Annotated in this window: 20 protein-coding genes; 1 reads left to right on the top strand and 19 read right to left on the bottom strand. The window is 70.1% G+C overall.

The annotated features are described in order from the left end of the window. Window positions 1-44: 44 nt before the first annotated feature. Both P1V51_11480 and P1V51_11475 read right to left on the bottom strand, forming a co-directional pair. Window positions 45-1,025 (bottom strand): hypothetical protein, encoded by a 981-nt coding sequence (locus P1V51_11480; protein ID MDF1563658.1) that lies wholly within the window; start codon window positions 1,023-1,025, stop codon window positions 45-47. An 83-nt stretch (window positions 1,026-1,108) separates the two neighbouring features. Beyond that, entirely contained in the window at window positions 1,109-1,759 is a 651-nt protein-coding gene (locus tag P1V51_11475) for an MOSC domain-containing protein (protein MDF1563657.1), read from the bottom strand. Window positions 1,760-1,833: 74 nt separating this feature from the next. Between P1V51_11475 and zupT the strand changes: the two genes are divergently transcribed. Then, window positions 1,834-2,634 carry a zinc transporter ZupT gene (gene zupT, locus P1V51_11470; GenBank protein MDF1563656.1) on the top strand — a complete coding sequence of 267 codons (801 nt, stop codon included), beginning with the start codon at window positions 1,834-1,836 and terminating at the stop codon, window positions 2,632-2,634. On the opposite strand, the gene P1V51_11465 is transcribed toward zupT, so the two are convergent. The 17 genes from P1V51_11465 to P1V51_11385 form a co-directional block, all read right to left on the bottom strand. Beyond that, entirely contained in the window at window positions 2,631-5,009 is a 2,379-nt protein-coding gene (locus tag P1V51_11465; protein ID MDF1563655.1) for a cation-translocating P-type ATPase, read from the bottom strand. The genes zupT and P1V51_11465 overlap by 4 nt on opposite strands. Window positions 5,010-5,030: 21 nt before the next feature. Beyond that, the gene (locus P1V51_11460; protein MDF1563654.1) at window positions 5,031-5,708 is read right to left on the bottom strand and encodes a sulfite exporter TauE/SafE family protein; all 678 of its coding nucleotides are present in this window, start codon (window positions 5,706-5,708) and stop codon (window positions 5,031-5,033) included. A gap of 11 nt (window positions 5,709-5,719) precedes the next feature. Further along, window positions 5,720-5,848 (bottom strand): hypothetical protein, encoded by a 129-nt coding sequence (locus tag P1V51_11455; protein MDF1563653.1) that lies wholly within the window; start codon window positions 5,846-5,848, stop codon window positions 5,720-5,722. Then, entirely contained in the window at window positions 5,845-7,092 is a 1,248-nt protein-coding gene (locus tag P1V51_11450; GenBank protein ID MDF1563652.1) for a 4Fe-4S binding protein, read from the bottom strand. The genes P1V51_11455 and P1V51_11450 overlap by 4 nt, the downstream gene beginning before the upstream one ends. Further along, window positions 7,079-7,291, bottom strand: a complete 213-nt coding sequence (locus P1V51_11445; GenBank protein MDF1563651.1) for a hypothetical protein — start codon at window positions 7,289-7,291, stop codon at window positions 7,079-7,081. Before P1V51_11445 ends, P1V51_11450 begins: the two co-directional genes overlap by 14 nt. Then, a complete protein-coding gene (locus P1V51_11440; protein MDF1563650.1) occupies window positions 7,288-7,479 on the bottom strand; it encodes a hypothetical protein in 192 nt (63 codons plus the stop codon). The genes P1V51_11445 and P1V51_11440 overlap by 4 nt, the downstream gene beginning before the upstream one ends. A 3-nt stretch (window positions 7,480-7,482) precedes the next feature. Then, window positions 7,483-8,028, bottom strand: a complete 546-nt coding sequence (locus P1V51_11435) for a cbb3-type cytochrome c oxidase subunit II (protein MDF1563649.1) — start codon at window positions 8,026-8,028, stop codon at window positions 7,483-7,485. Between the two features lie 13 nt (window positions 8,029-8,041). Continuing rightward, window positions 8,042-9,442, bottom strand: coding sequence for a cbb3-type cytochrome c oxidase subunit I (locus P1V51_11430; GenBank protein MDF1563648.1), 1,401 nt, complete (start codon window positions 9,440-9,442; stop codon window positions 8,042-8,044). Window positions 9,443-9,444: 2 nt separating this feature from the next. Next, complete coding sequence (locus tag P1V51_11425) at window positions 9,445-11,154, bottom strand: c-type cytochrome (protein MDF1563647.1); 1,710 nt, start codon at window positions 11,152-11,154, stop codon at window positions 9,445-9,447. Window positions 11,155-11,164: 10 nt separating this feature from the next. Beyond that, on the bottom strand, window positions 11,165-11,692 hold the full coding sequence (locus P1V51_11420) for a menaquinol oxidoreductase (protein MDF1563646.1): 528 nt from the start codon (window positions 11,690-11,692) through the stop codon (window positions 11,165-11,167). 3 nt (window positions 11,693-11,695) lie between these two features. Next, window positions 11,696-12,517 carry a cytochrome b N-terminal domain-containing protein gene (locus tag P1V51_11415; protein ID MDF1563645.1) on the bottom strand — a complete coding sequence of 274 codons (822 nt, stop codon included), beginning with the start codon at window positions 12,515-12,517 and terminating at the stop codon, window positions 11,696-11,698. After that, window positions 12,514-13,005, bottom strand: coding sequence for a ubiquinol-cytochrome c reductase iron-sulfur subunit (locus P1V51_11410; GenBank protein MDF1563644.1), 492 nt, complete (start codon window positions 13,003-13,005; stop codon window positions 12,514-12,516). Before P1V51_11410 ends, P1V51_11415 begins: the two co-directional genes overlap by 4 nt. Then, window positions 13,002-13,151, bottom strand: coding sequence for a cbb3-type cytochrome oxidase assembly protein CcoS (ccoS, locus tag P1V51_11405; protein MDF1563643.1), 150 nt, complete (start codon window positions 13,149-13,151; stop codon window positions 13,002-13,004). Before ccoS ends, P1V51_11410 begins: the two co-directional genes overlap by 4 nt. After that, window positions 13,152-14,945 (bottom strand): FAD-dependent oxidoreductase, encoded by a 1,794-nt coding sequence (locus P1V51_11400; GenBank protein MDF1563642.1) that lies wholly within the window; start codon window positions 14,943-14,945, stop codon window positions 13,152-13,154. A gap of 163 nt (window positions 14,946-15,108) precedes the next feature. Beyond that, the gene (locus P1V51_11395; GenBank protein ID MDF1563641.1) at window positions 15,109-16,515 is read right to left on the bottom strand and encodes a sigma-54 dependent transcriptional regulator; all 1,407 of its coding nucleotides are present in this window, start codon (window positions 16,513-16,515) and stop codon (window positions 15,109-15,111) included. Beyond that, window positions 16,508-18,358 (bottom strand): PAS domain S-box protein, encoded by a 1,851-nt coding sequence (locus P1V51_11390; GenBank protein ID MDF1563640.1) that lies wholly within the window; start codon window positions 18,356-18,358, stop codon window positions 16,508-16,510. Before P1V51_11390 ends, P1V51_11395 begins: the two co-directional genes overlap by 8 nt. Then, window positions 18,352-20,814, bottom strand: coding sequence for an FAD-dependent oxidoreductase (locus P1V51_11385; protein ID MDF1563639.1), 2,463 nt, complete (start codon window positions 20,812-20,814; stop codon window positions 18,352-18,354). The genes P1V51_11390 and P1V51_11385 overlap by 7 nt, the downstream gene beginning before the upstream one ends. Window positions 20,815-20,840: the final 26 nt, after the last annotated feature.

Below are 20,840 nucleotides of genomic sequence, written 5' to 3'. Positions count from 1 at the left end.
CAGAAGCCACCATCATAGCCGCTCGGGGCCGGCGGGGTTGCCGACTACTCTGCGGGCTTCTCCTCGGCCTTCTCTTCGGCCTTCGCCTCGGGCTTCTCCTCCGCCTTCGCCTCGGGCTTCTCCTCGGGCTTCGCCCTCGGCTCGGCCTTGGCTCCGGGCTCGGCCTTGGCCTCCTTCTTCCCGCCCGCCTTCTCCGGGCAGGCCTCCTGGGCCTGGAGGACGAGCTCGTGCTCGGGATCCAGCGCGACGGCCTTCTTCAGGCTGGCGCGGGCCCCCTTGCAGTTCTCCCCCGCCGCCAGCACCGCGGCGCGCAGGGCGTGGCCGCCCACGAACTCGGGATCCTTCTCGATGGCCTCGTCCGCCATCTTGAGGGCCTTCTCCAGCTTCTTGGCCATCAAGAGCATCCGCCCCATGTTCACCCGCCGGCGGGCGATCGCGCCGTCGCCCCCCTGGGTGGCCTTCGGGGGCTCGAGCACCCGCTTCAGGCCCTCGTCGTCGAGCTCGCCGAAGTGGTGCTGGAGGTGGGCCTGGAGGATCCGGCCGAGGTTCAGCTGGTGGAAGGCCTGGTAGTGCACCAGCTTGCCCTCCGAAGAGGTGATCCCGATCGCCGGAGTGAGCACGGCGCCGAGCTTCCCGTAGAACTCGTCGTCCAGGTCGAACATGACCGGCCCCTCGAAGCCGGCCTTGGCCAGGGCGGTCTCGATCTGCTCCTCCTCGTACGTGGTGCTCACGACGGCGACGATGTGGAGCTTCTTGCCGGACATCGCCTCGGGCAGCTTGGCCACGGCCTCCAGGGCGGTCACCGAGTTGGGCTGATCGGGCTTGAAGAAGACGAAGACGCTGGCGTCCACGCCCTCCACCCAGAGCCGGGCCTCGTCGCCGGTCAAGGTGGGCAGGGCGTCGGCGGGGACCGGATCCCCCGCCTTCACGTTGTAGAAGGCCGGAGCCGGCCGCGGGAGGAGGAGGGCGCCGAGGAGAAGGGTCAGGAGCCCGACTGGAGCGAAGAAGCGGGTCGTGGAGCGCATGGTCGTCCTGTCCTCCGGGCGCCCACCCACGGGCGCATTGGCCATCGAAGACCCCGCCAACCTACGGCAAGGCCGGGCGCTTGTCAGTTCGACGGACCCTCGTCTTGCTTGTTCAACCGCTGGCGGATCCGCTTGCGCCACATCGGGTGCAGGGCCTCGTGCTCGAGGGTCGCCTCGAGGAGGGCGCGGGGAGCGGACTCGTAGTCGTAGAAGAGCGACATCGGCAGCCGGGCGGGATCCACGGAGACGCACTCGATGCGGTCGCCCTCTCGAAGCACCCCCTCCTCGAGGACCCTCCAGTAGATCCCCCAGCGGCCGGAGGCCGAGAAGCGCTCGATCATGCCGGGAGTCCCGGTCGCCATCTCCAGCTTGGCGCAGGGGATCCGGGGCTGGGTCGCCTGGAGCAGCACCTCACCGAAGCGGTAGCGGTCACCGACGCAGACCTCGGCCTCGTCGAGGCCCACCGTGGAGAGGTTCTCTCCGAAGGCCGCCGGGGCGAGCTCGGCCCGCGCGAGCTCGGCCCGCCAGAAGGCGTAGTGCTCGGAGGCGTAGGAGTAGGCGGCCGAGTACTCCCCGCCGTGGACCTCCTTGTGAGCCGACTCGTCCCCCTCGAGGCGGCCGAAGGCGGCCCGCACCGGACCCCCGGCCCGCTCCTTGAAGATGGCCGTCTGGAGGGTCTTTCCCTGCCAGCTCACCGCCCGCGGTCGGCCGACGTGGATCGAGGCCAGGTGCATGGGGGTCACTCTACCTTGCGCCTTGAGGAGACGGGACCCGAAGGTGTAGACGAGGGTTCCGGGCGCGCCCGATCATGGACAACAGGATTCTACTCGCACTTGGGCTGACGCTCCTCGCCGGACTCTCCACGGGTATCGGCTCGACCATCGCCTTCTTCGGCAAGCGCAGCCACCCCGGCTTCCTCTCGGCGACCCTGGGCTTCTCGGCGGGCGTGATGATCTACATCGCCTTCGTGGAGATGCTGCCCGGCGGGCGAGAGCTGCTCATCGGCGACCTCGGCGAGAGCGCCAGCGGCTGGTGGAGCATGATCGCCTTCTTCGTGGGCATCCTCCTCATCTTCGCCATCGACCTCCTGGTGCCCTCCTACGAGAACCCCCACGACGCGGTCCTCCTCGAGGACGTGGAGCTCCCGGCGGGCGACGGCAAGCACCTCGAGCGCCTCGGGCTCTTCACCGCGCTGGCGGTGGGCGTCCACAACTTCCCGGAGGGGATCTCCACCTTCTTCGCGGCCGTGAACGATCCCGCGGTGGGCGTCTCCATCGCGATCGCCGTGGCCCTCCACAACATCCCCGAGGGCATCTCGATCTCCGTGCCCGTGCTCTACGCCACCGGGAGCAAGCGCAAGGCCTTCATCTTCTCCTTCCTCTCGGGGATCTCGGAGCCCATCGGCGCCCTCCTGGGCTGGGCGCTGCTCGCCCCCTTCCTCTCGGACAGCCTGCAGGGGCTGGTCTACTCCGGGGTGGCCGGGGTGATGGTCTTCATCTCCCTGGACCAGATGCTCCCGAACGCGAAGAAGTACGGCCAGGGACACGAGAGCCTCTACGGGCTCATCGCGGGGATGGCCGTCATGGCCATCACCCTGCAGCTCCTCTAGGCCGGGCGGCGCAAGCGCAGGGAGTTCATCGTGACCAGCACGCTGCTGCTCACCATGGCCCCGGCGGCGATCACCGGATCGAGGTTGCCGGAGGCCGCCAGGGCGACGGCCACCACGTTGTAGGCGAAGGCCCAGGCGAGGTTCTGCTTGATGATCCGCCGCATCCGGCGGGCGGCCTCGACGAAGCCCACCAGGCGGCCGAGGTCGGCGTCGAGGAGCAGCACCGCGGCGGTCTCCCGGGCGAAGTCGGTCCCGGCCGCCACGGCCACCCCGACGCCGGCCGCGAGGGCAGGGGCGTCGTTGACCCCGTCTCCCACGAAGATCGGCCGCTCGCCGGTGGCCGCGTGCCGCTCCTCGAGCCAGGCGGCCTTGTCCTCGGGGAGCAGATCACCGTGGCCCTCCCCCACCCCCACCTCGGCGGCCAGCGCCGCCACGGCCCGCCCGGCGTCGCCGGAGAGCACCGCCGTGTGCAGCCCGAGGGCGTGGAGCCGCTCCACGGTCGCCGCCGCCTCCCCGCGGATCGGATCGTCGAAGGCCAGGGTGGCGATCACCCGGCCCTCCCGGGCGACGGCGATGGCCGGCCGCCCTGCCTCGCGCGCCGCCTCGATGGCCCCGGCGAGGGCCGGCGGCGCGGGCGAGGACTCCTCCACCACCCAGTCGGGCCTGCCGGCCAGGAGCAGGGCGCCCTCGTGGCGCCCCCGCACCCCCCGCCCGGCCTCGACGCGGACGCCCTCGACCTCCGGGAGCGCCTCGCCCTCGACCTCCCGGGAGATGGCGAAGGCGATGGGGTGACCGGCCCGCTCCTCCAGGGCGGCCAGGATGCGGAGGAGCGCCCCGCGCTCGATGCCCTCGCAGCGCACCTCGGCCACGCTCATCTCGCCCCGGGTCAGGGTGCCCGTCTTGTCGAAGGCCACCTCGAGGGCCCGGCCAGCGGCGTCCACCGCGCCCTCCCCGCGCACCACCACCCCCCGGCGGGCGAGAAAGGTCGCGGTCACCACCCGGGCCAGGGGCGCGGCCACCGCCAGGGCGCAGGGACAGGAGACGACGAGGACCGCCAGGGCGCGCTCGAATGCGACCGGGAACTCGGCCCCCTGGGTGATCCAGTAGGCGCCCGTGCACAGCGAGAGGACGATCACCACCGGCAGGAGCGCCCGCGCCAGCGCATCGGTGATCGTCGCCTCCTCGCCGGTGCGGGCGGCCACCGCGGCGACGTGGTCCGCCACGCGGGCGAGCATCGAGGCGTCGGCCACCGCGGCGACCTCCAGCTCGAGGGCGGCGGCGCCCACGGTCGCCCCGCCGGGGATCGCGTCCCCGGCCCGCACCGTCCGCGGGCGCGGCTCGCCGTCGACGATGGCGGTGCTGACCGTCGCCTCCTCGGAGAGGAGGCGTCCGTCCACCGGCACCCGCTCCCCGGCCGCCACCCGCAGACGATCGCCCGGCTGCAGCTCGACGACGTCCACCCAGCGGGGCTCGCCGCCCTCCAGCCGGCGGGCCTTGCGGGGCAGGAGGCGGCGGACGGCGTCGGTGGTCTCCACCGCCTTGCGAAAGGCGCTCTGCTCGATGAGCCGGCCCAGGAGCCAGAAGGTAACCAGGGCGGCGGTGACGTCGAAGTAGAGATCGTTGGTCCCGGCCCAGGCCGCCTGCAGGCTGTAGGCGAAGGCCGAGAGCGCCGCCGCGGTGATGAGGGTGTCCATGGTGACGCTGCGAAAGCGCAGGGCCAGCACGCCCCGCCGCAGGATCGACCAGCCGGCGCCGAAGAGGATCGGCGCGGTCAGCAGCGCCAGTAGCCAGGGCAGGAGCGAGGCGACGACCTCCGGCACCGGGCTGCTGCGATAGCCGTAGTAGGCGTAGGAGATCATCATCACGTTGGCGAAGAGGACGGCCGAGATCCCGAAGCGGATCCAGGCGCCCCGGGTCTCCCGGGCCGAGCCCAGAGCCTTCACCGCGTAGCCCAGCTCCTTCACCCGACCCTCGAGGCTCTCCTTGCCCACCTGCGCCGGGTCGAAGCGGATGTCCGCCCGATCGGCGAGGAAGGAGACCTCCGCGCTGATCACTCCCGGCGTGGTCCGCAGGGTGTGCTCGATGAGCCAGGCGCAGGAGGGGCACCACATCCCGTCGATCTCGAGGGGGCACTCCCGGGCCTGGGCCTCGTCGAGCGCGAGCGCGGGGCCGGGGGCGCGCCCGGGCGCCGCGCTGCCCTCCACGGGGATGAGCCCGGCGCGCTGGGCCTGGAGGAAGGCCGGCGCCTGCCGGACGTCCCCGGCGTAGCCCGAGCTCTCGAGGATCTCGGCCACCCGGGCGCAGCCCTCACAGCAGAAGGCGTCCTCGGGCCGGGGGGTCGGGGTGCCGCAGAGGGTGCAGGCCTGGCTCTCCACGGCGCGAGGCTACCAGACGACCTAGTGACAGCAGGAGGCCGCGGCGGCGGGATCGGCGCTCAAGATCATCACGCCGCGCCAGATCGCCACCGCGCCCATCGCGATCACCGCGCTGGCCGCGAGGATCTCGCCCTGGCGCCGGGAGGTCCCCGAGAGGCGGCTGCCCAGCCACCCCGAGACCACCATCGCCGGCGCGGTGCCCGCCCCGAAGGCGGCCATCACCAGGGCGCCGGAGAGGGCCGAGCCCGCGGCGAGGGCCTGGGCGGTCATGGCCCAGGTCAGCCCGCAGGGCAGCAGGCCGGTGAGGGCGCCCGCCACCACCGGCGACCAGGGGCTGCGGGTGCGCAGGACCTTGCCCAGGAGCAGGCTGATCGCCGAGGGCCTCGAGCCCGGCCTCGGCGCCAGCCGCCGCCAGAGGTTCTGGACCCCCAGGCCGATCATCAGGGTGCCGGCGACCAGGGCCACCCAGGCCAGGCCGCTCTCCCCCAGGACGGTCTTGCTCGAGGCCGCGCCGAAGGCGGCGCCGAGGAGGCCGGCGATGGTCCCGAGGATCGCGTAGGTTCCCGCCTTGCCGGTGACGAAGAGGAGCAGCCGGCCGAGGGGGTGATCGCTGCCGGTCCCGATGGCCAGGGCGAGGGGCCCGCACATGCCCGCGCAGTGGAGCGAGCCGAGGAGGCCGGTGGTGGCCGCAGCGACCATCAACGCGAGGGTCACTTCAGCGGCTCCGCGAAGTTGGTGGGCTGGGGGAGCATCTTGGGATCGGTCCGCTCGGCGACGATCCAGACCGTGGCCATGATGCCGACGAAGACGACGATGATGCCGGTGATGAGGTGCTTCATGAGCAGTCCTTCCCGGGGATGAAGAAGCGGGTCGGCAGCGCCTGGGGCCCCTCGGCGAGGGAGGCGTCGAGCTCGACCGTGATCGGGTGGGCGCCGCTCTCAAGGCCCGCGCAGCTCGCGTCGAGGATCAGCTCGAGGTGCTGGCGCTTCCCGGCGGGGATCTCCACGGCGCTGGTGGGCTGGAGCACGCGCAGGCCGGGGACCCCCCCGGCCGCGACCTTCACCTTCACCTGGGCCGGGGTGTGGTTGGTGACGCTGACGTTGTAGTGGTTCGCGACCCGGCCGTCGGCGAGGGCCTGCAGATCGAAGCGGGGCGAGATGGTCCCGTCGATGGGCGCCCGGCCCATGAGGAGGAAGGCCGAGACGGTCCCGACCACGGCGATGAGCACGACGACCGCCACCCGCCGGAAGTCGACGATGCCCAGCGCCAGCAAGGGGAGCGGCCAGCTCGAGGTCTGCGGACCGTAGGCGAAGCCGGTGATCAGGGGGATGCCGCGGCGCTCGTGGGACTCGTTGATCGAGTCCACGCAGTCCCCGCAGTTGAGGCACTGGGGATCGAAGGGCGACTCGCGGATGTCGATGCCCATGAAGCAGGAGCGCACGCACGCCTTGCAGCTCACGCAGTAGCCGGAGAGGTCCCGGCCGAAGGTGACCCCCAGGGTGCGCTCGTCCTGCACCACCCCCTGGAGGATGCCGTAGGGGCAGACGCTGAAGCAGAAGTCGTGGCGCACCCAGAGCAGGTCGAAGGCGAGGATGCCGAAGAAGACCGCCCAGGTGACGGCGACCGGCAGGGTCGGCGCGATCAGGCGGGCGGGCGGCACGAAGTAGGAGATCAGGCTCGTGGCCACCCCGGCGGCGACCAGCAGGATCAGCACCTTGGAGAGGGCCTTGCGGCCCGGGCTGCGCTTGGTCCCGAGGAGGAGGGCCCGCTCGATCGTGGCCGCCAGCTCGGAGAGGGTGGTCTGGGGGCACATCCAGCCACACCAGAGCCGCCCGTAGATCAGCGCCCCCGCGAAGATCAGCAGCATGCAGAGCAGGAGCAGGGCGTAGATCGGCCCCATCTCGCTGAGGTGGAAGGAGGTACGGAAGAGGATCAGCCGCCCGCCCTCGAGGTCGAAGCGCAGGAGGTCGAGGAAGGGCGCCAGGATCAGGGCGAGCGAGGTGAAGAGCTGCAGCGCCCGGCGCCGGGTGTGGAGGCGCCCTCCCCGGGGAGGGCGTACGGCGAGGGGATCAGGGGCTGGCATGACCGGTGGCCTGATTCAACTGCTGCACCAGCTCGCTGCCGTCCCCCGACATGTACAGGATGAAGTAGGTGATCCCGAAGATGACGAACCCGATGTAGGTCAGCTTCAGGAAGAGCTGGACGTTCCCGCCCGGCTTCTCCTCGATGCCGTTGGGGTAGACCGCGAGCTCCTCGTGCGCACCGTTCTTGCTCTCGCTCATGACTTCGTTCCTCTGTGGTCGGCGCCGCCAAGCGTAGAAGATGGCGCCGGATCTTCGAAAAGCACGTCCCCGGCGGACTCGAGATCGCGCAGGTGACCGGAGCGCCAGGCCCAGACGAGGGCGGCGCCCACGACCAACACGTTCGTGATCATGAGCCCGTAGAGGATCGCTTCGCTCTGCCAGATCATGGCCTAGTGCTCGTAGTCGTCGTCCGGACGCCAGTCCTGGCCGCGACCGAGGGTCTGCATGTAGGCGACCAGGTCATCCAGATCCTGGCCACCATTGTCGGTCACGATCCAGGGGAAGGGCGGCATGACCGAGCCCGGCACCAGATCTCGCGGGTTGTTGAAGTGGGTCTTGTGCCAGCTCTTGTCGTACTTCCCGCCCACCCGGGCCAGGTCGGGGCCGATCCGGCGGGTCCCCAGCAGGTGAGGCTTGTCTCGGGTGTACTCGCCCGGAACGGAGATCGGCGCGTCCACGCCGCGCCAGCCGTAGCGGACGGTGTCGGCCTCGAGGGTGCGGATCTGCTGGGTGTGGCAGTACCAGCACCCCTCCCGGACGTAGATGTCCCGGCCGCGCTGCTCGGACTCGGTGTAGTCCTTCAGGTGCGCGGTCGGCTGCGCCCAGGACTTCTCGGAGAGCCAGGGCAGGACGGTGGTCAGGAGACCACCGACGAGGAAGAAGACCAGCGCCCCGAGGAAGAGGGCGCTCGCGCTCGTGTCCATTTTCTTGAGCATTGCCTCTCTCCTTTCAGGAAGCCGCGGCCGGGGTGACGTCGGCGGAGGGAGCCTCGGCGGCCCCGTCTCCCTGGCGGCCCAGGGTCCGGACGATGTTGTAGAGGAAGAGCCCGACCGCCGTGAGGATCAGCAGCCCGGAGAAGGAGCGGGCGATCCAGTAGGGCCGCATCGACTTGACGGTGTCGATGAAGGGGATGGCCGTGTCGTTCCACTGCAGGCCCTGGATGAAGCCGCCCACCCAGAGGCTGACGTAGTAGATCAGGCCGCCGGTGAGGAAGAGCCAGAAGGCCTGGTTCGCCAGCTTCTTCGAGTGCAGCTTCCGCCCCGCCATCTCCGGGACGGCGAAGAGGACGCCGGCCATCGCGAAGGAGGAGAAGGCCCCGAGCACCGCCATGTGGGCGTGGCCGACCACCCAGTCGGTCTTGCTCACGATGGCGCTCACCGTCCGCAGGGAGTGCATCGGCCCCTGGAAGCAGGTGAGCAGATAGAAGGTGGTGCCGGTCATCAGGAACTTGAGGATCGGCTCCTGCTTCACGACGTCCCACCGCCCGGCGACGGTGCCGAAGAAGTTCACGATCACCGTCCACACCGGGATGATCAGCATGACGCTGAAGAGGATCGCCACCGTCTGGAGCCACTGGCTGATGGGCCCGTGGATCATGTGGTGGGCGCCGGTCCAGACGTAGATGAAGGCGATGCTCCAGAAGCCGATCATCGAGAGCTTGTGGGAGTAGAGGGGCGCCTGCGCCGACTTCGGGATGAAGTAGTAGGCGATGGCGACGCCCAGCGGGGTGAAGATCAGGCCCACCGCGTTGTGGACGAAGAACCAGTTGAGGTTCGCCTGGTTGATCCCCGTGAAGAGCTCGGTGGCGAAGTTGCCCGTGATCCAGACGAAGGCCGTCCAGATGACCGCGCCCATGGTGTACCAGAGGCTCACGTAGAGCTTCTCGTGCTTCCGGGTGGCGATGGTGGCGAAGATGTTCACCCCGAACATCACCCAGGCGAGGGTCACGCCTACGTCGAGCACGAAGGGCAGCTCCGCGTACTCCAGGCCCTGGGTGTAGCCCCCGAGGGTGGTGAAGACCGCGGCGAGGATGATCAGGTCGAAGAGCAAGAGCGTCGCCAGGCCGAGCTTCTCGCTCCAGAGCTTGTTACCGCAGAGCCGGGGCACCATGTAGAAGAGCACGCCGATGTCGGCCGCCAGCAGCCAGCCGAAGAGCACGCCGTTCACGTGGAGGGGGCGCATCCGGCCGAAGGTCAGCCAGGGCGCGGTGCCCATGAACTCGGGCCAGATGAACTTGAGGGAGACCAGGACGCCCACCAGCACGGTGATCACGAAGAAGACCACCGAGCTGACGATGAAGCCCATGGCGGAGGGCTCGCTCCAGACCCCCTTCTTGGTCGTATCGGACATGACTAGCTGCCTCCCTGACCAGCGTCACCGGACGCCTCGGCCGTGTTGGAGATGGAACGGATGAAGTTCACGAGGTCCCACCGCTGGTTCTCGGGCAGGTAGTCCCAGGGCGGCATGCCGGTGCCGACGATGCCGTAGGTGATGGACTCGAAGAGGCGCATGTCGTCGACGTGGCCCATGAAGGAGGTGGAGGTCAGCTCCCGCGGCCGGGGGAGCATGTCGGGCGCGTTGGGGCCCTTGCCGTCGCCCCGCCGCCCGTGACAGCCGTAGCAGCGCATGGCGAAGACCTTCTTTCCCCGGGCGACGCTCTCCTCGCTGTAGGCCACGGCCTTCTTCTCCGGCAGCTTGCGGGGCTTGTTCCACTCCTCCCGCTCGGCCTTGAGGAAGTTCTCCCGCACCCAGGCGAAGAGGGCCTCGGCCTGCTGCTGGTCGAGGATCTTGCCGAAGGCCGGCATGGCCGTGCCCGGCACGCCGTTGCGGATGGCGTTGTGGGCCCGCTGCTCGGGGAGCCAGTTGAAGAACTTGGCGTTGGTGAACTCGCGCGGCCGGGGCAGGAGGTTGCTGGCGATGACGCCGTCGGCGTGCCCCTCCTTGCCGTGACAACGGGAGCAGAGCTTCGCGTACTGTTCGGCCGGGCTCTCCGGCAGCTCGATGGTCTGCTGAGTGGCCAGGAATGCGGCGATGGCCCGCCGCTCCTCCTTGGAGGTCCAGAAGGTCGGCATGTTGCTGCCGCCGGTGTGGGCCCGCGGGTTCTCGATGTGCTTCGCGATGTAGGCTTCGTCGCGGATCAGGCCGATCCAGTCGAGCTCGGGAGCGAGCTTGCCGTCCCGCTCGCCCAGCTTGTGACAGGCGATGCAGGCGCGCTTCTCGAAGGCGGCTTGGCCGACCTCGACCGAGACCTCGACCGGCGTGGGGCTCTTCTCCTTCCACTCGCGGGTGGTGATCCGCAGGGTGATGGGATCCTCCACCAGGGTGCGGCCCCGCTGGCTCTTCAGGAAGACCGCCAGATCGGTGCGCTCCTGCTCGCTCATGTGGAACTTCGGCATGATCGTCATCGGCATGTTCGCTGCCGGCTCGGCGATCGACTCGATCAGGTAGTCCACCTTGAAGTGGGCGCCGACCTCGGTGAGGTCCGGCCCGAGCTTGCCGCGGGCGAAGCCCTGGATCGTGTGGCAGCCCTCGCAGGCGTACTCCTTGAAGAGCTCCCGGCCCCGGGCGATGTGGGGCATCTCCTCGAGGTAGGGCTCGGGGTGGCAGCGGGCGCAGGAGGCCTCGATGAAGGGGCCGGTGAGCAGCGGCTCGGGCCAGAAGTGGTCCTCCCCGTGGGCGTAGTACTTGGAGAGACCTCGCCCGTTGCCCTCGTGGCAGATGGTGCAACCGAACTCGTTGAAGGAATGCTCCGGGATCTTCGGGTGCTGCTTCAGCGGGTTCTGCCCGTCGGCGAAGTTCGGATCGTCGATAGCGGCGTGGCAGGTGCGGCACCGGTCGACCCGGGTCTCCTCACCGAAGGCGGTGAGGGTGTCCTGCTTGATCTCGAGGCCAGCGTTGGCGATGGCTTCCTTCGTTGCGGCGGTGGAAGCCCGCCCCATGGCCAGGTCGTAGTAGGACAGCTGGTGGTCCCGCCACTCCTCGGACGTGGACTTGAAGATGACGAAGCCGACGACGAGGGTCATCGCCAGGCTGGTCACCAGGAGCATGAGCCTGATTCGCATCGATCGTCTCCTACCAGGGCACCACGAAGGCCCAGTTCTCACCCCGGAAGAGCGACCCGATGATCGTCAGGATGCCGAGGGTGCCCATGATGATGATGAAGATCCAGTTGGCCGCCGAGCGCGAGGGGGCGAACCAGACCCCCTCCCCTCCGGGCTTCCGCTCCAGGTAGGGCGCGGCCATCGCCATGACGACCAGCAGCCCGGGGATGCCGATGCCACCCCAGAAGGCGTCGTAGCTGACGAGCTCCTGGAGACCCAGGAAGTACCAGGGGGCCTTGGCGGGGTTCGGTGGATGCAGCGGGTTGGCCGGCTCCTCCAGGGGCGCATCGAAGAGGATGGCCACCAGGGAGAGCACCAGCAGGGTGACGACGAAGAGCAGGACCTCGCGGATCAGCGCGTTGGGCCAGGCCTGGACCTGCTTCTCGGTCGGGATCTGCGTGGCCTCGGACTTGGCGTCCACCACGCACATCAGGCCGTAGGTCTTGCCCTGCTTCAGGGGGAACCGCTCGAACTCGGGCTTCTCGATGGGGTCGGACATGACCTACTCCTTCGCCTGATCCGGCAGCACCGGGGTGGGGATGGTCGACGCGGGCGCCGGCTTCGGGCGAGCCAGGCCACCGTCCTTGCGGATGCGCCAGAAGTGCACCCCGATGAAGGTGGTCAGCACCGCCGGCAGCACCACGACGTGGAGGACGTAGAAGCGCAGCAGCGCCTCCCCACCCACCGCGAAGTCGCCGAGGAGGAAGTAGCGCATCTCGTCACCGACGAGCGGCGCGTAGCCTGCGATGGCCGTGCCCACCACGATGGCCCAGTAGGCCAGCTGGTCCCAGGGCAGGAGGTAGCCGGTGAAGGACATGAAGAGGGTGAGCAGCAGGAGGATGACCCCCACCACCCAGTTGAACTCCCGCGGCGCCTTGTGGGCCCCGGTGAGGTAGACCCGCACCATGTGGGCCACCGCGAGGGCGACCATCGCGTGGGCGGACCAGCGGTGCAGGTTCCGCAGGAAGGTGCCGAAGAAGACGGCGCCCCGCAGATCGAGCATCCGGTCGTAGGCCTCGGCCACCGTCGGCACGTAGTAGAACATCAGCAGGACGCCGGTGATGACCAGGATCACGAAGGTGTAGAGCGTGAAGAGCCCCAGCCCCAGGGTGGTGGTGGGCTTGAGGGTGTGCTCGGTGACCTTCGAGGAGTGGATGTGGAAGAAGAAGTTGTCGGAGACCGACTTCGACCGCTCCAGCTCGTTGGTGGGGATGATCCGCGTCCGGAAGATCGAGCGCCAGAGGCGCCCGGGGAGGACCTTGAGGAGGTTGCCCTCGCCGGAGCGGTCGGGCGCCTCGGAGGCATGGACGTTCTGAACACTCATGACGGCAGCTCCATGTAGGTGTTGGCCTTCACGACCTGCTGCTTGTCGACCTCGAGCTCACCGTTGGGGGTGAGGGAGATCCGGTACCAGGAGAGGGCCTTCGGCGCCGGGCCGGCGACCACGTTCCCCTCGGAGTCGTAGCTGCTGCCGTGGCAGGGGCAGTCGAAGCCGATCTCCGTGGCCTTCACGGTGCAGCCCAGGTGGGTGCAGACCGTGCTGATGGCCATGAAGCTGTCGCCCTCGCGCTTCACGACGATGCTGTCCGCCGGCAGCTCGATGGTCGAGCCGGGGGAGTAGCTCTCGGGCTTGCCGACCCGCACCTTGCTGGGCGCGCCGTAGGTGACCCGCGGGCGGAGGAAGATCAGGTTGAAGAGCCCCATCAGGCCGCCGGCGATGCCGAGGACGAGGGCCGAGGCGACGGCGATGAACTTCCGCCGGTCTTCGGGCTGGGCTCCGGAGCGTTCGGGATTGAGCTTGGACGTGGTCACTTTTGCGTATCCTCGCGAAGCATCTGGTACTTGGCCTCTTCCATGTCGTCGAACTGCCCGCTCCTGGCGGCCCAGGCGAAGATGAGCCCGGCGCCGGCCGCCATCAGGACGGCGCTGGCGAGCAAGATCAGGGTCATGAGCGTCATTCAGGCTCCCCGCACCTTCCCGAGCTGGACCAGCGGCTGATCGGTCCACTCCTCGAAGCCCACCAGGCGCTCCATGGTGATGGCGTCGGTGGGGCAACGCTCGGCGCAGTAGCCGCAGCGGATGCAGCGATCCTCGTCCTTGATGATCGCGGACTTGCCGGGGAACTGGTCACCGAGGCCGATGGACTCGGTGTCCACCAGCTTCAGGCACCAGGTCGGACAGACGTCGGCGCAGCCCCCACAGAGGATGCACTTGGCGCCGTCGAAGACCGTCTCGACCTCGCAGCGCAGGCAGCGCGACCCCTGCAGCCGGGCCTCCCGGTCGTCGTACATGTGCTCGACCTGCAGATCCATCTGCCCGAGCCGCTCACCGGGGTCGGCCGCGGGCGGGAACGCCCGGTTCAGGTGCAGGTAGTCCTGGCGCAGCCCCTCGCGGATCTTCTCGGTCAGGAAGCCGAAGGTCTTGGGCTGGCGCAGGATCTCCTCGGCCTTCTCCTCGCCGACCAGCTGGCGGAAGACGAGCTTCGCCGCCTTCTGCCCGTGGGCGATCGCGTTGATGAAGAGGCCGGGCCCGAGGGCCACGTCACCGACGGCGTAGATCCAGGGGATCGAGGTGGCGCCGGTCTCCCGGTCGGCCACCACGACGCCGCCCCGGCCCAGCTCGAGCTCCTCCACGCCGTTGGCGAAGCCCGTATCCGAGGCCTGGCCGATGGCGACGATGATGGTGTCGCAGGGGACGATCTCCTCGGAGCCGTCGACGAGCACCGGGGCGAAGCGCCCCTCCTCGTCGAAGACCCGGCTGACCTTGCGGGTCTCGAGGCCGGTGACCTTCCCGTCCTCGCCCACGAAGCGGACCGGACCGTGCCGGTTCAGGCGGACGATGCCCTCCTCGTCGCCCTCGATGATCTCGATCTCGTCGGCGGGCATCTCCTCGAGGGACTCGAGGATGACCATGGAGACCTCGGTGGTCCCCTTCATCCGGATGGCGGAGCGGGCGCAGTCGTAGGCCACGTTGCCGCCACCGATGACCACGACCCGGCCGAGGCCCTCGCGCGGCTTGCGGTCGTTGAACTCCTCGAGGATCTCCAGGCCCGGGATGATGCCCTCGAGCTCCTTGCCGGGCAGGTCGAGCATCCGGGACTTCTGCAGTCCGACGGCGAGGATCACCGCCTCGTAGCCCTGCGCCTTGAGCTCCTCGAGGGTGACGTCGGTGCCCACCCGGGTGTTGCACTTCAGCTCCACCCCCAGGGAGAGGATGGCGTCGATCTCGGTGCTCCAGACCTTCTCGGGAAGCCGGAAGATGGGCACGCCGGTGCGCAGCATCCCGCCGGGCTTGGCGCCGGCCTCGAAGACCGTGCACTGCACCCCGACCCGGGCGAGGTCGTGGGCGGCGGTCAGGCCGCCGACGCCGGCGCCCACGATGGCGACCTTGTGGGGAAGCTGCTCGGGCTCGAGGGAGCCCGGCGCGGTGGAGAAGATCAGGCTCTCCTTCGGATCCCCCCCCACCTCGACGCCGTGGCGCTCGGTGGTGGTGCGCTTGATCGCCCGGATGGCGACCGGCGCGTCGATGTCGCCGCGACGGCAGGCGGCCTCGCAGGGCGCGCCGCAGACCCGGCCGCAGATGGAGGCGAAGGGGTTCGGGGCACGCGCGATGCGGTAGGCCAGGGCGTAGTCTCCCTGGGCCACGGCCTGCACGTAGCCGCGGGCGTCGGTGTGGACCGGGCACGCCTCGCGGCAGGAGATCAGCTTCTCGAAGTACCGGGGCCCCGGAATCTCGATGGGCAGGTTGGCCATGGGCGCGGGCGTAGCAACTCCCGGGCCAGGTGGCACCCTTCCCTACATCACCGGATTCACGGAGAAAAAAAGCCAGAGACCCCGATTTCCCGACTCAAGAGGTGGGGGATGGGAAGGTTCTGCCGGGCGGGTTTGGGATCAAATTGTACAAAGTGACCCCGTCCTAGCCGCGGCCCTGCCGGTTCGGGCCGATGAGCCCGTAGCGCTGGATCTTCGAGAAGAGGGTCCGGCGGTCGATCCCGAGCACCTTCGCGGCCGCCGAGCGGTTCCAGTCGCAGGCTCGCAGCACCGCGTCGATGTGCTCCTTCTCGACCTCGGAGAGGGGGCGCAGGGCGCCGGGCGCACCGGGGGTGGCCTCGTCGACCGAGGGCCCCTCGCCCTGGAGATCCCCGGGGAGATCCTCCACGGCGATCCGGCGTCCCCGCGCCTTGAGCATCGCCCGCTCGATGGTGTTGCGCAGCTCCCGGACGTTCCCCGGCCAGCGGCGGGCACCGAGCCGCTCGTGCACCACCGGCTCGATGCCGTGGCAGTGGATCCCGGTCTCGTCCACGAGCCGGGAGAGGAGGTGATCGGCGAGGGCCGGGATGTCCTCGGGGTGGGTGGAGAGCTCGGGCATCTTCACCTGCAGGACGTTGAGGCGGAAGTAGAGGTCCTCCCGGAACTCCCCCTGGCGGATCATGGCCTCGAGGCTGCGGTTGGTCGCGCAGACCACCCGCAGGTCCACCGGGATCGACTCGGAGGCGCCGAGGCGACGCACGACCCCCTCCTCGAGGACCCGCAGCAGCTTCGCCTGCTGCGGCAGGGGGATCTCGCCGGCCTCGTCGAGGAAGAGGGTGCCGCCGCTGGACTGCTCGATGAGGCCCGGGCGATCCTCTCGAGCGCCGGTGAAGGCCCCCCGGGTGTGCCCGAACATCTCCGACTCGAAGAGGGTCTCGGGGATCGCCGCGCAGTTCACCGGCATGAAGGGCCCCTCGCGCCGGGGCCCCTCGTTGTGGATGGCCCGGGCGGCCAGCTCCTTGCCCGTGCCCGAGCGGCCGGTGATCAGCACCGGGGAGGTCACGGCCGCCGCTTCGCGCACCGAGCGCCGCACCTCCCGCATCGACTCCGAGATCCCCACCAGGCTGTCGGCGGAGAGCATCCCCCGCGGGATCCGCCGCAGGCGCTCGACCTGGCGGGTGAGCGAGATCTCGCGGGCCGCGTTGCGCAGCACCGCCGCGATCTCCTCCACCTTGAAGGGCTTGCAGACGTAGGAGTAGGCGCCGGCCTGCATGGCGTCGACCGCCGCGTCCACGGTGCCGAAGGCGGTCATCAGGACCACCTTGATGCCGGGGTGCTTCTCCCGCACCACCTGCATCAGGGAGTGGCCGTCCATGCCCGGCATCCGCACGTCCGAGAGGACCACGTCGAAGGGCAGCTCCCGCAGGACGCCGAGGGCGGAGGCCGCGTCCTCGGCGGCCTGCACGGCGTAGCCGAGGCGCTCGAGGTGACGGGTGAGGATGTCGCGCATCCGCGCGTCGTCCTCGACCACCAGCACCGAAATGCCGATCTCCCGCGGCGTCGCCTCACTCACCTTCCGGCTCCTCTTCCTCGTCCAGGTAGACGGGCAGCTGCACCGAGAAGCAGGCGCCGCCCAGCGGGCTGCGGCCCACCCGCAGATCGCCGCCGTGAGACTGCACGAGGCGGGCGCAGACCGCCAGGCCCAGCCCGGTGCCCTCGGCGCGCGTGCTGAAGAAGGGATCGAAGACCCGCTCGCGCAGCTCGTCGGGCACCCCCGGCCCGTCGTCGTGCACCTCCAGGACCACGCTCTCGGCGCCCCCGAGCTCGGCGCGACCCCGGATCGAGATCCGCCCCCCCTCCTTCACCACCTCCGAGGCGTTGAGCAGGAGGTTGATGAGGATCTGATGGAGGCTGTCCGCGTCCGCCTCGAGGGGCGGGAGCGCGTCGAGCCCCTCCCGGTCGAGGACGACCCCCTTCTGCTCCAGGGGGATCCGCAGCAGGTGGACCGCGCGCCCGACCGCCTGCTCCACGTCCACGGCGGTGCGCGCCTGGGTGCCGTCGCGGGCGAAGGTGAGCAGCTCGCGGACCAGGCCGCTGATCCGCTCGGTCTCGGCCACGATGCCCTTGAGCTCCTGGTGGATGGGGCTCTCCGAGGGCTGGTCGAGCATCAGGTACTCGGCCGAGGCGGAGATGACGTTCAGGGGCGTGCCGATCTCGTGGGCCAGGCCGGCGGCCAGGGAGCCCACCGCCGCCAGCTTCTCGGAGCGGAGCATCTGCCGCTCGAGCTTGATGGCCTCCCGGGCGTCCCGCACCACGGCCACCACGCCCACCGGTCCCCCGGCCCGCTCCCGCAGGGGGGCGGCCGAGACGTCCACCGGGATGCCCTCGGCCTTGCCGCGTCGCCAGAGCAGGCGTCGATCGCGCAGCGCTCCCTCGGGCTCACAGGCCGCGATGATGGTCCGGGCGCAGATGCTGCCGGCCAGGGTCTCGAGGCGCCGGCCGACGGCGTCGAGGGCAGGCAGCCCGAAGAGGCGCTCGGCCTCCCCGTTCCAGCTGGTGATCCTGCCTTCGGGATCCACCGAGAGCACGGCGCTCCCCACGTCGCGCAGGAGGTGATCGAGGAGCTGCTCCTGGGCGTCGAGCTGCCGCTGCAGCACCTGCACCTCCGAGCGATCCTCCAGGATGATCGAGGTGCCCAGGAGCGTCCCCTGCTCGTCGCGCAGGGCGACGGCCGAGACCCCCACCGGCACCAACCGCCCGTCGCGGGCCAGCCTCATCCCCTCCTCGCCGAGCACCCGGCCCTCCCGGGCGACGCGCTCCCGCAGCTCCGCCCAGGCCGCCTGCCCCTCGGGGGGCAGGAGCAGGCTCGCGGCGCGCCCGAGGACCTCGTCGCGGTCGTAGCCGAGGACCGCGCCAGCGCCCGGCGACCAGGAGACGATGCGGTCCTGGGGATCGATCACCATGGTGGCCGCCGTCAGCGCCGAGGCGTCGAGGCGATAGGAGGTCGTCAGCTCGCCGTCCACGTCGAGGGTGCGCACGCTCTGGAGGTGGACCAGGGTCTCGAGCACCCAGCGCTCCTCCCCCTCCCGGCTCTCCACCGGCAGGGCCATCACCCGGTAGGTCTGGCGCGCCTCGCCCGGGCGAGCCCGGATCCGCAGCCCCTCCCGGGCCTCGCCGGAGCGGAAGGTGAGCAGCGGCAGGCAGTCGGGGCAGCGGGAGTCGCGCCCCCAGTGCGAGGTGAAGCAGTGGCTGCTACCGCAGCGCACCTCCGGGAAGGCCTCCCGCATCAGCGCGTTCTGCCAGACGACCCGCATCTGCGGATCGACCAGGGAGAGCCCGACCCCGAGGAGGGAGGCGGACTCGCCCAGGGACTCGAGGTCCTCGAGGCGGTCGATCTGCAGGGGCGCCCTCAGCAACGGATCTTCTCGTTCTTCGGGTCGTAGAGCGGCCGCAGCGAGGCCACCGCCGGGTAGCGCTTGCCCGCGATCTCGACCTCCCAGCTCCCCTCCTCCCAGAAGGCCTTCTTGATGGGGGTCGCCGAGGAGGCCATGCACAGGCCCACGGCCCCGCCGAGGGTGTGGCCGTAGGAGGCCGCCCGGATGTAGCCCACCGCCACGCCGTCCCGGTAGACGATCTCGCCGTGCCACATCATCGGCTCCGGATCCTTCACCAGGATCTGCAGCAGGCGCGAGTGGAGCACCTTGCTCGCCTTCTGGGCGGCCACCGCCTCGCGGCCCAGGAAGCCGCCCGGCTTGTCGAGGGCGACCGCGAAGCCGAGGCCCGCCTCGAGCACGGTGTCGGTGTTGTCGATGTCGTGGCCGAAGTCCCGGTAGCCCTTCTCCATCCGCAGAGACGCCAGGGCCTTGAGGCCCGCGTGCTTCAGGCCGTGGCGCTCGCCGGCCTCGACGATGCGATCGTAGGTCACGACCGCCTGCTCGGTGGGGATGTAGAGCTCGTAGCCCAGCTCACCGAGGTAGGTGATCCGGATGCAGCGCACCCGGGCCAGGCCGAGGTCGATGGTCTTCACGCTGCGGAAGGGGAAGGCCTCGTCCGACATGTCGACGCTGGTGAGCTGCTGCATCAGCTCCCGGGCGCGCGGCCCCTGGAGGTTGAGCTGCCCGTAGGCGCCAGTCACGTCGGTGACGAAGGCGTGGGCCTGGCGATCCTCGATGGCCCGCCGCAGCCAGGTCTCGACGTGGCCGTGGGCGGTGTCGCTGGCCACGACCCAGTAGGTCTCGTCGTCCAGCTTGCTCACCGTGAGGTCGGCCTGCAGCTTGCCCTCCTCATCGAGCCACTGGGTGTAGACGACCTTGCCCGCCTCCGCGCTCACCTCGTTCGCCGACACCCACTCCAGCACCGCGCCGGCGTCCCTCCCCTGCACCAGGAACTTGGACATGAAGGACATGTCCATGAGGATCACGCCCTCCCGGGCGGCGCGGTGCTCGGCGGCCCACTGATCGAACCACTTCATCCGGCCCCAGGAGAGGGGCCCCGGATCGGGGGTGCCGCCCTCGGGGGCATACCAGTCGGCCCCCTCCCAGCCGCTGACGTCGCGGAAGTAGGCGCCCCGCGCCGCCAGGCGGTCGTGGAAGGGGGAGCGCTTGGCGTCCCGGGCGGTGAGCGCGGCCCGGGTCGGGTAGTGGGCCTGGAAGACCATGCCGAGGGACTCGACCGTGCGCTTCGCCCGGTACTCGGGGTTGTTCTGGTAGGGGTGGAGCCGGTCGATGTTGAAGCCGGTGACGTCGACGTCGGGGCGGCCGTTCATGATCCAGTGGGCCAGGATGCGCCCGAGCCCGCCGCCGGTGAGGATGCCGATGGAGTTCATGCCGGCGCCCACGAAGTAGTTCCGCAGCTCCTTGGACTCGCCCACCACCGGCAGGAGATCCGGCGTGAAGGCCTCGGGGCCGCAGAAGAACTTCTTGACGCCGACCTCCAATGAGATGGGCACCCGGCTCATCGCCCGCTCGAGGAAGGGGGTCATCCGCTCCCAGTCCGGGGGGATCTCACCGAAGGCGAAGTCCTCGGGCACCCCCTCCACCTTCCAGGGGGCGCAGACCGGCTCGAAGAGGCCGATCATCAGGCCGCCGCCCTCCTCCCGGTAGTAGCCATGGCAGCCCGGATCCTCGATCACCGGCCAGCTTCGGCTGATCTCCGGGATGGCCTCGGTGATCAGGTAGTAGTGCTCGGCGGCCTGGCCGGGGATCACGATCCCCGACTTCTCGCCCAGCTGCCGGGCCCAGACGCCGGCGCAGTTCACGACGTACTCGCAGCGGATGTCGCCCTCGGCGGTGCGCACGCTCGTGACGCGCCCCCGCTCGTGGAGGACGTCCTCGACGTCGATGTCCTCGATGAAGGTGGCGCCCTGCATCCGCGCGCCCTTGGCCAGGGCCATGGTGAGGTCGACGGGGTTCACCCGGCCGTCCTTCTCCACGTAGAAGCCGGCGTGGATGTCGTCGACCTTGGCCAGGGGGAAGAGCGCCTTGACCTCCGAGGGCGAGATCTCCTGGACGTCGACGCCGCAGTGACGGTTGAAGGCGGCCACCCGGCGGTACTCCTCCAGGCGATCGCGATCCGAGGCCAGCTCGATGAAGCCGATGGGCATGTAGCCGGTGGCCTGCCCGGTCTCCTCCTCGAGGGTCTCGCAGAGGTGGCGGGTGTGCAGCCGCATCTGCATCGACACCTCGGAGAAGGTGCCGAAGGTGACCATCAGCCCGGCGGCGTGCCAGGTGCTGCCCGCCGTGAGCTTGTGGCGCTCGAGGACCACCACGTCCTTCCAGCCCGCGTGGGCCAGGTGGTAGGCGACCGAGGTGCCGATGATGCCGCCGCCGATGATGACGACGCGAGCCTGTTCCGGGAGAGGTTTCGATGCCATGGGAGCCCGAATCTATCGGGATGTGG

The organism is Deltaproteobacteria bacterium (assembly GCA_029210625.1).
Classification (GTDB): domain Bacteria; phylum Myxococcota; class Myxococcia; order SLRQ01; family SLRQ01; genus JARGFU01.
This window is presented reverse-complemented; position numbering and strand designations above follow the sequence as displayed.